Source organism: Marinagarivorans cellulosilyticus (assembly GCF_021655555.1).
Taxonomy (GTDB): Bacteria; Pseudomonadota; Gammaproteobacteria; order Pseudomonadales; family Cellvibrionaceae; genus Marinagarivorans; species Marinagarivorans cellulosilyticus.
In genome coordinates, this window is the sequence record NZ_AP023086.1 from 5,100,528 (window position 1) to 5,115,418 (window position 14,891).

9 protein-coding genes and 1 pseudogene are annotated in these 14,891 nt (G+C 45.2%); 5 read left to right on the top strand and 5 right to left on the bottom strand.

All coding sequences use genetic code 11. The features are described from left to right. Positions 1–101: 101 nt before the first annotated feature. From MARGE09_RS20745 to MARGE09_RS20755, 3 genes are all read right to left on the bottom strand, one after another. Entirely contained in the window at positions 102–902 is an 801-nt protein-coding gene (locus tag MARGE09_RS20745; RefSeq protein WP_236985078.1) for an autoinducer binding domain-containing protein, read from the bottom strand. A gap of 119 nt (positions 903–1,021) precedes the next feature. Continuing rightward, positions 1,022–1,669, bottom strand: a complete 648-nt coding sequence (locus MARGE09_RS20750; protein WP_236985080.1) for a class I SAM-dependent methyltransferase — start codon at positions 1,667–1,669, stop codon at positions 1,022–1,024. Next, positions 1,666–2,217 carry an N-acyl amino acid synthase FeeM domain-containing protein gene (locus tag MARGE09_RS20755; protein ID WP_236985082.1) on the bottom strand — a complete coding sequence of 184 codons (552 nt, stop codon included), beginning with the start codon at positions 2,215–2,217 and terminating at the stop codon, positions 1,666–1,668. Before MARGE09_RS20755 ends, MARGE09_RS20750 begins: the two co-directional genes overlap by 4 nt. 261 nt (positions 2,218–2,478) lie before the next feature. Here MARGE09_RS20755 and MARGE09_RS20760 point away from each other — a divergent pair, with 261 nt between their 5' ends. From MARGE09_RS20760 to MARGE09_RS20775, 5 genes and pseudogenes are all read left to right on the top strand, one after another. Continuing rightward, positions 2,479–3,948 (top strand): tetratricopeptide repeat protein, encoded by a 1,470-nt coding sequence (locus MARGE09_RS20760; RefSeq protein WP_236985083.1) that lies wholly within the window; start codon positions 2,479–2,481, stop codon positions 3,946–3,948. After that, entirely contained in the window at positions 3,908–5,011 is a 1,104-nt protein-coding gene (locus tag MARGE09_RS20765) for a hypothetical protein (protein WP_236985085.1), read from the top strand. The genes MARGE09_RS20760 and MARGE09_RS20765 overlap by 41 nt, the downstream gene beginning before the upstream one ends. A 111-nt stretch (positions 5,012–5,122) precedes the next feature. Beyond that, entirely contained in the window at positions 5,123–8,722 is a 3,600-nt protein-coding gene (locus tag MARGE09_RS20770) for a CHAT domain-containing protein (RefSeq protein WP_236985087.1), read from the top strand. A gap of 376 nt (positions 8,723–9,098) precedes the next feature. After that, positions 9,099–9,275: pseudogene (locus MARGE09_RS21785) on the top strand (DDE-type integrase/transposase/recombinase); the annotation flags it as partial. A gap of 163 nt (positions 9,276–9,438) precedes the next feature. Further along, positions 9,439–10,335, top strand: coding sequence for a LysR family transcriptional regulator (locus MARGE09_RS20775; RefSeq protein WP_236985089.1), 897 nt, complete (start codon positions 9,439–9,441; stop codon positions 10,333–10,335). A gap of 39 nt (positions 10,336–10,374) precedes the next feature. Here the strand turns inward: MARGE09_RS20775 and MARGE09_RS20780 are convergent, their stop codons facing one another. Further along, complete coding sequence (locus MARGE09_RS20780; RefSeq protein WP_236985091.1) at positions 10,375–11,334, bottom strand: aldo/keto reductase; 960 nt, start codon at positions 11,332–11,334, stop codon at positions 10,375–10,377. A 1,171-nt stretch (positions 11,335–12,505) separates the two neighbouring features. Next, positions 12,506–14,404: a malectin gene (locus tag MARGE09_RS20785; protein ID WP_236985092.1), complete on the bottom strand. Its 1,899-nt coding sequence runs from the start codon at positions 14,402–14,404 to the stop codon at positions 12,506–12,508. Positions 14,405–14,891: the final 487 nt, after the last annotated feature.

Genomic DNA, 14,891 nt, shown 5'->3' on the forward strand with positions numbered 1-14,891 from the left:
TAATTCCGTAGCCCCCGCTCTACAGAATGCTCATGGGAAATGGTATGCGAAGCGACAATGGTGAGATAGATAGGAAATCCTACCTTGATGGCATGGGCGCGCTAATCTATATTCTCGAGCAGCCCAGATAGGCCCACATAGTAAAGAATTTGGTTGCGGTTTAGTGTAGGTGTAGTGTCGACGGGTGAATTAGAAAATTTGCGCCGCAGTTTTAACATTAACTGTTCGAGGTACTTTTCGCTTTTATTTAACTTAGAGGCAATTTGCGAGGGCTGCTTACCCTGAGCCAAGCCTATCAGGAATAGGCGTTCGGTTTTACTTAAAGAATCGAGCAGCGGTTTTAAAAAGTAACCGACACAAGAGGCATCAGCAATAATGAACTTATGGAATAGCTCTGTACATAAGCGCAACATTGCTAAGTTTTCGTTATTGAGGGTATTAAAATGACAACGCTCGGAGCTGATAAAACTAGCGCCAGCAATGCCTTTGGCAGAAGACATTAAAGGTAATGTGATGCCATTTGAAATGCCATAATCGTTAGCGGTGGCGATGACTTCTCGGCTGGCTTTATTGCCCGCCATATATTGTTTGTTGATTTCACCCCACCACTCAACAGGCTCTTGCACGCCGCCCATTACGGCTTTTATGAGAGGGTCGTTTTGGTCAAAGCGTGCTTCGGTGTAATGCTTTAAATAGGCAGGGCTATAGCCATCAGATACATGGTACACCGGCGCGCGAGAAAAATGAGACTCTAATAAAATTTGGGGAATGTAAGTGTAAAGTACACCTTCATACCCCAATTTGAGGGCTTGATCGTGGAGTATATTAAAGGCTTGTTCAAAGTTATCGGCTGCATAAAGCCTAGCCACATACTGCCCTAGATCCTTGACATTAAAAGTCATGCTCCCATCCCCGATGGTTAACAGGCCCTCGCCTGATGCAAACAATTAAACAAGCTCAAACCTGCGCGCAGTGTAAAAGCTTGTTTTGTAACGCTAAAGTTCACACCGCAGCCTGGCTTTTAAAGGTGCCCTTTAGTGAGGGTTAAGTAGTTTAACCCGCCTGCATAGAACTTGGTATGAGCATCGCGTACCACAAACCCTACTTGGCGCACTTGGCCTACAAGTTCATCAAGGGTTGCCAAGTTAAAGGTATTACAACGAAAAATCGCCTGATTATAACGTTTAAAGTCCTGCCAATAAGGATTCGCTAATTGCTCTTTTTCAGCTTCTTCTAGTAATGCGTTCATATCTAAGCTGGCGTTGATTGTAGCGAGAACAAAACTCCCGTCAACTTTCAGTTGGCTGGCAATATGGCGCAATATTCGCATAGGGTCGGGCCAAGTGTAATAACTATTAATTGAAAGGGCTGAGTCTGCTTTAGAGCTAAGACTGTAGTGCTCGATTTTGGCTTGCACAATTTTACAAGGCTTGCCTGGGTAATGGCTTGCCACCCAGCGAGCGCACTTCACCATTTCAGGAGACATATCGACACCTAAATAGCCATTAACTCTGTTTGTGGTTAACGCGAAAGGTATAACTTTGCCCGGCCCGCAACCGAAATCTACCACCGACCCAAATAACTGCTCAGCCACCGAGCGATTAACCGTGACCAGCTCACTGGGCATGACCGAGTGAAAAGGCGCTGCATAAGCGTTCCAATCTCTCATAGCTGCTCTCCTAACCATTTGAAAAATTTAGGGGTCGTGGCATCCAGCTCCCAAACCACACACGCCAGTGAAAAAGGCCCGCCATAACTAACGGTATTTTCTGCTAGTACGCGCAAGCCAACCATGCGCTTGTGAAAAGCGACGTGGTGCGGCTGCATCGACATCACAATGGCATTACATTGAAGGTTGCGGGCCACGTTATAAAAGGTCCGGTAGTATGTTTTTTCCAACCCTTGATGGCGTTCTTTGATGATAAAGCGACCCAATTCCATCATTCTGACACCGCGCGCTCGGTATTCAGCTAGGTAAGCCTCCTGCGGGAAGCCATAAGGGTTATCTACCGTAAGGCGAGCGGTGCTATTTATCTCGCCGTTATTGGCGCGGGTATAAAAGGTCAGTGCGCTGCCATCTAATACATCATTATCTAGGTCCATATGGGGATAAATTCCCCCTAAATTAATTTTTCTAAACTGCTTTATTTCTTCTCGGACGTGATCATCAACGACCACAGAAATTTCACTTTTGTTACAGCCTGTGTTTTTACTCATCACACATCTCCAATAAATATAAATTGAATAAGTTGATGTGTACCGGTACACAGGCTTTATTGTTGGCCCCAAGGCACTCAGAATTCATCCTGAAACTAAGGGTAAATCTTCAGAAAACGTTCCGAAGTGTTCCGAATAGCGTAAAAATATGTAACTATTGAATTAATACACCAGAAAACGAATAAATTGAGGTGTTATACCTGCTGTTACTGCACTGGGAGTCGGGAGGTTTGCATTGTAATTATTGGACTTATCTGATTGATGACTATTCAAGAGCCGCCAATATTGAGAGCAGAAGACCGGGCCGTGTTAGAGCGGCTTCAGGCCGCTATGGGGTCTGAAGGTAAAAAAAGCGCTATAGAAATTATGCAGGCCTGGTCAGGCGACAACAGAGAAAGTGTACAAACACAAAAGTTAAAAAACTATTGGGAGGGTTATCACCTTCTTCATTATATTACGCATATTAAAAACACTCTCGAAGCCTCTGCGAGAGATCGCCTTATTAAGCTCGTCGTTAAGCACATCCATCGAAACGGTTTTGCTGCTATTCAGTCTTTTCCTACCTCGGGAAAAACAACAGGGATTGCCGCCCACCGTGTGAGTAGTATATTCAAAGTGGCTGGTGGGTTTAGAGACCACTCGCGGTGCATAGATGAAGACCATGGCGAGCAGTGCTCTGCTACTGACCTCGCCGAATGCCGGTACTCATTGCTAATGGGTATGCTGGGATACTTTGAATTTTGCCGAGATCAGCAGCTACCTGTCGAGCAATTCATCGAAACTCCGTCAGGCGAAGGTGTGGCCGGTTTATCATGCGAAAGCCCCGCTGTAGCCCATTACACCAATGGCCTAGGTCTTGACCAAACTATTAAAAGTATTCAAAATTTTCTTGCTACGCGTAATACCCCCCAGCAAATAAGCACGGTAAACGAAAACGCACCATTACCGAGCAGCTCAACAGTAACAGCATCACCTTCAATAGCGAGAGGTTTAGCGGCGTCATACCATTGGCGGCGTGCTCTCTTGGTTGCATGGCTACTGGTATTTATCGTCAGCGCGGCTTGGTGGCTATACCCCAAACCGAATGCCGAACAGGGTTACCAGCAAGCGGTAAATGCTGTGAATAATAAGAAATACGCGAATGCTATTTCTGCTCTAAAGCAGGTTTTGGAAGCTAATAGCGAATTCGTAGATGCCTACTATCTACTCGCCGAGATATACACCACCCTAGCCGATACTGAAAACGCCATCCAGTATTACCGTGCCGGTATTGAGAAAGACTCGCACACGCGACCGCAAGCTTATAATAATCTCGCCCTTTTATTATTGGCGCAAGACAGAGTAAGTGACACCTTGGTACTGCTTGATCAAGCTGAGGCGAATATCAGTGCACAAACGCCTTCAGAGCAATGGACACAGATGGGGGTCATTTTTAAAAACCGAGCGTGGGCACACTGGAAAATGGGGTCGAATGCGCAGGCGCTGACTTTTATTAACAATGCACAAAAATTTCTTAGTTCGGCGCAAAAGCTTGATCAATACCCAGAGATTTTTTGCTTACATGCCCTAATCGCTAAAGCTGATGCGCCTAACGATGAAGCAGCTGAAGAATGTATCGCTCGGTTTAAAAAACATCAAAAAAACCAAATCAGCGCTAACGAAATGCTCCCCCCCCTATCTGGAGTGAGTTATGACCTTTATTTACAAGTGCTTAAGCTTGGTGCCCAATAGTATGTTGCCGTTAAATCGTTTTGCAGTGCCTATGTTGATATGGCTGGTCGCGTTATTGCCAAGTGTTGCTATTGGTCAAGCCTTAGTAATACAAGTAAGCGGTGAGGTGACATTAAATGTACCCGGCGTAAACAAAGCGATTGACGTAAAAGCGGGTACACTTTTGGCCGGCAATAATAGCTATAGCAGCAGCCTACAATTTACCAGTAAAGAGTCTCAGTTGTGGCTGCTTTGCCCAGGGCTTGATGAGCTTGTTAATATTCGCGAGGTAAAACACCATAAACCACTGTGCCCCGCTCAAAGCAGTAGTAAAATGCGAGGCCGCGAAGATGATAATGTGCCTTTTTTAATATTACCAAATCAGCAAGCACTGACTACCCTAAGTCGCGTGCTTTGGAGCGGCCCTAAAGGTGCAGACTACCTGATTATGCTGATGCAATATGATGATTTAGGCAGGCCGTCTTTAGTGAATGAATGGGAAGCTGATTCTCCTATTTATCATGAAAGCGGCTTTCATGAGCTACTCATCGAACCGGCATTGCCCTTGAATTTTTCCAAGGATCATTCGCTCACGTACAAAATCGAGATTGAAAATACCGACAACAGCCAAACTAGCGCTCACTTCGACGAAATACTCATTAACCCTATCACAAGGCCTTTTACGGAAGATATCGCGTTGCAAGCATACGCCTTGCTTGGTAATCAAAAAATAGGCCGCGATACCGATTTGGGCAAACTAGTCTATGCCAGCTATTTAAGCGGGAAAGGTTACTTTGCACAGGCATATACAGTAGCGTCATCGCTCGATAACAGCCATTATAAAAGCGCAGCGCAATGGCTAAAAACAAAAGCGCTCTATCAGCCAGGCACACCGAGCACAGTTGTTGTGCGCGAATTTATCAAAAGCTTAGAGGTTGCCGTGGCTTCGCATGACTATGCTACGGCTTTGGTCGCCTGCCAAAGCCTGTTAAGCCCAGCCAATAGTTTGCTCGACACCGCGACAAAAAAGAGACGTAATAAGATTGTCGCTAACCCAGAATACGCACGTTTTTGTAAAAAATAATCACTATTTTTAGAAGCGCCCACTACATAAACGCTTGATTAGCTCACTAAGATCATGCTTTTTTGCCATGTTTCTATATTCACGTTTTGATATTCATATTGAGGTGCTCGCATGAAAGGGCCAATAGCTTTGTTTTCACAAACTCTTATTGCCATGATTACTTTATGGGTTTGTGCTACAGCACATGCTGTGAGTGACTCGTATTATGTAGCCGTGCAACATGTAAAAGATAAGCGCTATAGCGATGCTGAGGATGTCTTTCGCACCGTCATTCGCGAATCCCAAAATCAGCCGAGCTTAGTCATGCGCAGCAAAGCTTGGCTGGCATTAACTTTATTAGCCGAAGACCCTAAATCAGCAGAGGCTGAGGGACTAATGACGGAGTTGGTATGCAGCGCCGCGCATTTACAATCAACGAATCAACTACTAAAAGTTTGCAAAGAGATCAGGAGCGCTCAGCCAAAATATTGGCAGCCAGAAACTCAATCCGACTTTGATGCAGTGAACTCTGCGATAACTACCGTTGCAGCGATGCAGTGGCACAAAGGCGAATACCAACGCGCACTCGATCTTATGAATCTATCTTTGCTGCAAAGCATGAATGCCCAGCCTAGTAAAAACCGTTTGCATGCGCTGAATTCGCAAAATGTTGATAATGCCCAGACGGTATCAGAGCAATTAGCCTCAGCCCAAATCAAGCAAGCGCTCATCAAGCAGCAAATGAAAGATCAAATGCTCAATAAAATATCGAATAATATGGAAGTTTCAGAAGACGATATGAAAGCTGTATTGCAAGAGAATCAAAAGGCCTTGGTAGAATCACTGATGGCCGAAGTGATCGCAAAACAGCAGATGCCAAATAACAAGAGAGAAAAAAACCAAGAAATCAGTGATAAAAAATTAGCGCGAATTGCCGCCTCTGAACATAAGGTTTTTCGAAGGCTGGCAAGCAAGATGAGTTGCCAAGCCCTCAATGATGATGGTGAAGAGATGAGTGTGCAATCTATACACAATAATCAGCTGAGCTTTATCGCTGGCGCATTGGAAGCATTTAAAGGGCAGGGTATTCAAAGCTTTAAGATAATACAGCGGCCAACCTTAAAAAGCCTAAATACCTTTTTGGATACCCAGCAGCAATTTTTAGCAAAAGAAAAAACATTTATTGGCAATAACGATAAGATATCGAGGGCGGCACTCGATTGTTTTAAACGGTTAAAGCTGCAGCAGCACATCAGCCAAGCTTTATTAGTGGCTTTAGTGCGCCCCGCCAGGCCCCATCGCAGCGAAAAATACCTCAAGCAAGTTATTGATACTGCCCGCCGATTGAGAGCCAGCCAGCGTTTTAGCCACTCAAGCATGACTATGGAAGCTGCAATAGAGCATTATGTGCTTGGCACTTTTTATCTTCAGTCAAACCAAAAAGACCAAGCGATGATTGAATTGGATCAAGCATTTTCTTTGGTGAATATCGAACCTCAATTAATCGCTTCCCCAGAAATGGTTTACTTAGGGCAAATCTTTCGAGCAAAAATTTTGCAGTCTATGGCCCCGCTAGCTGAGCCAGCTGGCCCTATTTCTAAGCGACTGCAAAACCAGTTGGCAGTATTGCTGCAAGATGCGGAGCAATTAAAAAACAATATTGCCCGCCAGCTGAGCCTAACCCCAGAGCAAGCCCAGCAGGCACAGCTTGATCACACCAAGCAGCTAACAGGCAGCCTTCTTCAGGGTGAAGACATTAAGAGCATGATGCAAAAGGTCGATAGTTTAGTGGCAAGCGCCAATAGTGATAAGGGTAGCCCTAGCGCTAAGCTGAGTGAAATTGCCAATATGATCAACAGCGGCGCAATGGATAAGAAAATATTAGAGCTGCAAAAGCAAATGGAGTCGCAATCGCCTATACAGCAGGAAGATGTTCTGGGCCTAGATATCGAGCGAGAGTATCAGTTTTATAATAATCACGCTCTTCTTTTATTGCAGCTGGTTAATATACAGCTTGATCTCAATAATAAAAATGCGGCAAGAGAGCAGTTTGCTAAAGCGAATGCGTATACACAAGAGTTTGCGTTTTGGGTGGGTCGGCGTACACAAGGGTATTTGCAGTACACGCAAGCAAGAGTGTTTGAAAATAATCGTCAGTTTGAGAAAGCCAGTACAGCCTACATGGCTGCCGTTAGTGCCTGGTATTTTACGCCTCGCTCTTCATATCAAATACTTTGGAGCCCTTTAATATATGACACAGAAATATTAGAGCGAGCCGCGAGTTTTGAAATTTCACAAAATGATGCAACAAAAGCCTTTAGTTACCTAGAGCTTGCACGTGATGTGGGCTCCGATAAAATCGATCTTTATGGCAGTTTAACCAGTGAAGGCCTAGCGAATGAAGACCGCTCACTACAGCAAAAGCTAGCCGAGCTTACGCAACTTGCCGAGCAAAAAGCAAAGCAACAAGGTGATTTGGAAGCGCTTAATACGGCAATGGCCAATGCAACATTGGCAGAGCAAGCGGGCCACCGTAACCGGTTAGATAAAAACTATCAGCTGCTTAGGGGCATAAATGCGATAACTGCTTGGTTAGACCCTGCGGTATTTGCACCGTTTGTGGATGCATTAGTACAGCAAATTTCGCGCCGCCAAAGCCATAATCTTCATCAAAAGCGCATCGACTTTTTGTATCAGCAGCAAAGCTTAGTTTCTTCTGCGAGTTTGAATTTTCACAGCTTTGGGCAGCAAAAATTGGGGGCTGATCTGGCAGCCGCTGTTCAGCAAAAAATCGCACAAGGCAGTTTGCTGTTATCGGTGTGGATGGGGCAAACATCAACTTATATTCTCGCATTAGATAAAAACGATATTCGTGCACATCAGGTGGCAAGTGAACCCTTATTGCATTTGGTAAAAGCATTTAACGTTGCCTTAAAACCTCAGCATGGAGTATTGGTTTACGAAAAATTACTGGAGCCATATTTAAATCGACCTTATACAAGTATTATTTCTATCGCTAATGGCCCTTTACGCAATACGCCTGTGGCAGCATTAAAGGCTGAGCAAAATGGGCGGCGATGGTTGGGTGATCAATATCTGTTACGTACAGTGCCAACCGCTAGGCAGCTTTTAGCCCAAGCGAGTAAACAAAGCGCTAAGCAAGTACTTGTTTTAGATGGCTCAGCTGTTCCTGGCGAAGAGGTATTAGCCACTTCAGAGGTTGCAGTCATTAAAGAAATGTACAGCGCAACGCACCTCGTCTCTGGCCAGTTAACAAAAAATAATTTGCTGGAGAAAATGCCGGAATATAGTGTTGTGCACTTTGCGGGGCATTCTAAAGTGAATGATGAATTTCCAGATTTTTCGTATTTAGCGCTTTTTAATGAGCGGGTATATGCTCTTGAGCTGGAACAGTTATCCCTAGCAGGCGTGAAATTATTGGTACTAGGCAGTTGCGAATCGGCAGCACATGCCGATAGTGCTTTGGGCAATGAGTTCTCTTCTTTGCAAGAATCATTTTTAACCGCTGGCGCTGATGCAGTAGTGGCTAATTTATTCCCTGTTAATGACCAAGTGGCTAGCGATTTTATGGCTGAGTTTTATAAGCACCTAGCCAAAGGCCTAGCCAAAGACCATGCCTTACAATTAGCGCAGCAATACATTAGAACAAGCAAACCCAACCCGAAAGACTGGGCAGGGTTTGTGTTGAGCGGTAGTGAATCGCCATTGTAACCAACAAGCCGACAGACAGTAGCTTCGCAAAGTACCATGCGCTCTGTGAATCGAGTGGTTCGTAGTGCTCTAAAATATTGTCGAGCCTTGCGGATATTGAAAGTTTAACGATAGCACCGAGGGATGATGTCAGCCAAAGCTAAAGCCACATGCAGTATGCTTAGCGTAGGCCAATCGTTTAGTGCCAACATGATAAATACTCAGAATTGCGTTTGCAGGTTAGGGATAAGCATGCTCTGAGCTATGGTTCAGCCGGTCAGCGCATGCTTATTGAATTATTGTAGTCCGAAGAAATATCAACAACGCGCTACATGATGCGTGAAGAAGGTGTAGTCAGTAAGCAAAAGCCTTACCCGAAGGGTGCGATGCCTCTCTGATTACCCCAAACTTACTCACGCGTCAGTTTGATGTGACATCCATTAATCGTTGGTGGAGTGGCGACATTACTTATGCGTGGACACAACAAGGCTGGGTATATTTGGCGGTGGTGATTGATTTAATTAGCCGCAGAGTGATTGCTCATGAAGTGTCGAGCAGTCCATATATGCCCTAGAAAAAACTTCAATACACGCATGCCCCCCGCAAAGAAATCCGAGGCTGGATAATTTGGCCATAGGTCACTCAGGTGTCACCCTTAATAATCAAGACTACTCTTTACGCAGCACACTTTATGAATAAAAATGGCAATTACTTAAAAACCCATTAAATGCATTCATATGATAGAGCGTATACACCTCAATATTCTGCGAGAAGTCGACCGCAAGGGGACACTCACCAAAGCCGCTGATGCGCTGCACCTTACTCAATCCGCGCTTAGCCACGCCATCAAAAAGCTAGAGCAGCAGCTCGATACCGCTATATGGACAAAAGAGGGTCGCCTTCTGCGCTTAACGCCAGCCGGCAACGCTGTTTTATCACTGGCAAACCGTGTATTACCGCAGTTTGAGCAAGTCGAAGCGCACGCTGCCCAAATTGCCGCAGGGCAGCGCGGTAGCCTGCGCATAGGCATGGAATGCCACCCTTGTTACCAGTGGTTATTAACCGTTGTTGCAGATTTTTTAGCGGATTTCCCCGATGTGGATATAGATGTACGGCAAGCTTTTCAATTTGGCGGTATGGCTGCGCTGGCACACCATGATATTGATTTGCTGGTAACCCCCGACCCAGTGCAAAAAGCTGGCTTTATTTTTACGCCCGTTTTTGCCTACGAGCTTGTATTAGTCATGGCTACGCAGCACACACTAAGCCAACAAGCCTATATTCAACCGAAAGACCTAGCCGACCAAACACTTTATACCTACCCTGTAGCCACAGAGCGCTTAGATATTTTTAGTCAATTTTTGATGCCGGCCAACATTTCACCGCGCCAACATAAAGTACTAGAAACCACCGAAATTTTGCTACACATGGCCGCAGCCAACAGAGGAGTCACGCCTTTACCGCAATGGTTGCTAGAGGTTACAGGCGCGCAACTGCCGCTGGTAGGTAAACGCTTGGGGGCTAACGGCCTAAAAAAATCCATTTATTTAGGTATACGTGAAAGCGATAAAAGCATTGATTACATCAACCAATTTATTCAACGAGCCAAAAAAGAAAACGCCAGCAAAGGGTAAGTGCTAGCGTTCGGTCGCGGTTAAATTCAAGACTAAATACTATTCGTCATAAGGCCTAACATTTTCGTCGTAAAAGCTGGCAATCTTTTGTCGCAATTCTTCAGATAGCGATGGCATTGCTGCTGCCTTGGCAAACGAGTTAACTTGCTCAACGGACAGCGCGCCAATCAATACGCTGGAAACCTCATCAAAGTCCAACAGCCAACGAAGAGCCATTTGCTCTAACGTCATACCCTCTGGAACTAATTCTTTAATTTTTTGTAGCATGCTGCGCTGCTGAAGCCGGCTGCGCTCAAGATAGCTATACGCCTTTTTTTGCTCCGGTGTAGACGTGACCGTAACCGGGCTAAACAAACCATGAGCAAAGGGCTCGCGCGCCACAATGGCAACATCGTTAGCCCTTGCACTCGCAAACAGTTGCTCGGCAGGCTTTTGATGACACACATTAATAACAACTTCTATAGAGGTTAAGCCAGTGCGCTCGATGCAACTTAGGGCTTCATCCACGGTATCTACGCATGCACCAAAGTGTTTAATAAGGCCCTGGCGCTTGAAATCATCCAGCCAAGCCCATAATTGCTCACTGCGTAATATGCGCTCTGGTAAACGGTGTAAATGCAAAACATCTAAGCTATCAACTTGCAAACGCTCTAGCGAACCCTCGATGCTGCGTCGCATACGGTCATACTGATGGCGATCTGGAAATAGCTCTTTTGCCCGCCCCGCCTTAGTAGCAACTAATCGGCTACCTTTGTTTTTCTTCTGCCATGCGCCAAGACGGCTTTCGCTTAAACCATTGCCATAAACATCTGCCGTATCCCAAAAATTAATACCGCAATTATCTGCTGCAGCCAACACAGAAAAGGCCCGCATATTTTCTTCAACGCCAAATTCTCGACCGATCAAATCACAGGCTAAACCTATCTCCGACACTGGAATTTTACTTTTACCCAAAAGACGTTTTGAAACAACCGGTTTAACTTTGTCTAGTACCGTCATGACTTTACCCTAAATACTTCATTTTTATAAAACTGGCGTTAATGCCTTTATCCGCCGCTATAAAATAAAACTGAAGCTAAATGTTTTTAATAAATGGGGCCGTCATTGACCCACAAAAGGAGAGCTTTAACACCTTAGATATTTTTATCGTGGTGTTTTATTGTGTATTTTTAATTCCTTACTAAAGCTACCCAACCCGCGATGCATGCTCAGCTACTGCAATACTTCTGTTTTATTTTTTCCTTGCTTTAACGCAGCTGAATACGCAACTTTTTATATTGCTTCTGAACCTGTGCCCTTGTTGCGCGAAATACCATTAGGCATCTGCGTTCAAGTCTTATTGTTATTGAAGTGTAAACGTTTGCATTTGGTGCCAAAAGCACCACCAATATTTAACAATTCACCGATTAGCATTAAAAGTACTGTTAAAAACAACGTTAATGTGACTGCTTTTAAGCTATATATGCGCTTTTTAAGCACTAATCTGGCTCTCAATGTATTACAAAACCACCCCAAACCTCCAGATGTAAACGGTTACATTTTAATCTAAGCTTGCTAAACATCACATTTTTTGGAGATTTAGCGGCAAAAATGAGACCTACGACAACTACACAGAAGTTAGCAATTATGGTAATAGTAACTGGCACTTTTAGTAAAACATTAGCAAGATCAGTAACTAAGCGTGTAAATATAAGAAGGAGGTATTTAAAGGCAAGAAAACCCTTAAAAAAACAGCATAGAACCCAAGGTCTCAGCACCAAATGACGACTAGCTCGGAACGGCTCCATCGAAACGGATATGCAACATGACCGGCAAATTAAGTACCGCAGGTAACTATTCAGCCATAAAAGTTATTGCTTACTCGGGACTAATTGATTGTTTACGCGCTGAGATCACGTACATAGCGCCCAGCCCCTGCAAGGGTGCGTGTGGGTAGACTGTGCAGGACCACACAGTCGTAGATGGCTTGAGCGGCCTAGAAAATGATCAATTAGAGTTCAATTGTGCAGATGGCTGAATAGTTGCCACCACAAAAGCCTGACAATCCCCCTGCCGCTAAAGCTAAATAGATCGCCTAAAGCTAACTCAAATCCCCAGCAACAGGCATAAGAAGGGCTTGCTCATAAAAAAACCGGCGCGAGGCGCCGGCTTTTAACCATTACAGCTTGTGCTATTCCACTGAAAGGTCTAAGTCACCCGTTAAGTTAGGGACAGTCCAGTCAATCCATTCATCAATACTAATAGCGCCGTAATCGGTGGCGACAGTACCAGTATTGCCGCTCTGCCCCAATAGGAAGCGGTTGATATTTTGCGTTAGCGGCTGATTGAAGGCGCTATGCCAGCTGCAGTGAGACTGCCCTTCAGCCACAAAAGTCACGGCATCTTCAACACCCAAAGCCTCATAAATTCGCTTACCGGCCATGGTGGCGGCATAAGTAGATTCAAAGTTCAGCCCGCGCCAATCGGTAAGCCGGCCATGGTTATCAATAACAAGCAAACCGCGCGGCGCGATAAGACCTACCACCTCGTGAGTATCAACAGGCAATCTATCGGTTTGATTTACTAAGGTGAATGCCGATGGTGAGAACCAAGGGCGATAGCCTGTCGTTGCGTGGGAGGGCTGCTCACCACCTGCGCCTGGGCCATTAAGGTCAGGAATAAGCTTCAATGACGATAAACCGCCTACACCCGATTCTACTGGGATAGTCAGCGCAATACGGCCATCAAATGCTCCGGCGATAAAGGCCGCCTTACCCAGGCGTGAACAACCCGTTACGGCTAATCGCTGTGCGTTAATGACGCCAGGGTTGGCCTCCAGTACATCAATCAAGCGGCTAACGCCCCACGACCAAGCCGTCAACATGCCCGCATTGGTTTGCCCCTGATAGAGTGAGAAGAATGGCCCACTAAGCGAGTTAGTATCGATAGCTAAATCTGCAGAGTTAAAGTTAATAACAGCAACACCGTTTTGCCTAAACAATGCAGACATTTCTGGTGCCGCCGAGAATGCAATAACTGCAGGGAATGGCCCAGAACCCGAAGGCGTAGTCACAGAAGCGCTAAAGTTTAGGCTTTTGCCTTCGTGCATTACATTCACCGAAATGCTGCTAGCGCTGACAGTTCCAGATACGCTATCAGGTTTCGGGGGTTTTTCGCCGTAAATATAGTTGTAAGCTTGTTTTAATATTTCTTGGCGACGACAACGCCATTCACTCTTGTCGGTCATGCGTGTGCCGTCAAGCTTAGTAAATGGGTCTGGTAAATTAGGGTTATTAGGCAGTGAACTACCATTAGGCAGCGAACCTACGGCACAATCGGCACCTGGGTTTTCCGCCGAAACTGGTGGTGGCGGCGGTGGTGGCGGCTCCACAAAAGCGCCATTAGATGAATACACCGTAATGCCGCTTAAGGTTGCATTATCTTCTAACTTTTCTAATGTGATAGTCAGCGTTTCATCGTCCACCACGACATTATCCTGCCTAACCGTGTACGCAGTATCATGGCCATGGTTCGCAAAAATATCGAAATTATCAAGTACCGTTTGCCCCTCAATGCTCGCATTAAAAGTACGTGCACCCGCGGCAGTTTGATACATTTCCACAAAATGTAATTCAACAGCATAAGTCGCGTTGGTCACCGGTACTTGATAAGTGAAATCGCCATAGCGCTCAGACTGATACAAGGCATCATCCGTTGTTCCATCAATGCTATCAGACGTTGTATTGGGAGTACCCGACGACGCGAAACGGTCGGCAATATACGGGTTACCTTGCACGGTCATTTCTCCACCGCCAACATTAATGCCCATTAAAAACGGCATTGTGCCCGATGAGCCCATACTGCTTGAGGAAACTGCAATACTAGAGCTGCTAACAGGCTGCGAGCTTGAAGAAACTGGAGCTACTGATGAAGAGCTGACAATCGCAGGCACGCTGCTTGATACAACAGCAGCCGCACTGCTGTCCGCAACCGTGGACGATGATGTATCTCCGCCGGTACAACCCGAAAGCAACGTAGCAGCTGCCACGGCAGCCACCAACGGAATACGTTTAGCTGATAAATATTGCATAGTATTATTGACCATTATTATTGTGAATTTGGCAAATTAAGAATTTTTCAAGCCCAACACTGACTTACTGCCCATAAGTACCATTTTCTAGAAGCTATCGAGTAAACCGTACTGCCCATATCCTTGTACTGCTTCACAATTATTCAATCAATATTAAAGCGGGGTAAAAATTACAAACCCCGAAGATAAATAAATATATTCCCTTTGTGACTATAAGAAGCTCAGCAAAACATAATCGTACTTTACCCACTAAATGACCCTTCGCGCGCACCGTTCACGGCATTAATAAAGGCGCCACAGAAAGATTTGGGTAACCGACCGATGCTTTATTCTTTTATCCGCCCCCTTAATCTACAGCGCTAACTGCTTTATATAACAATTGCAGTATCCATATGCCAGATTAATAGAATCAGCTTTTTAAAGAGCAGTCCTCCCCCAAAAAATAACGCTAGGCAACAAAAACTACCAATAGTCCTGATGGTTCGAA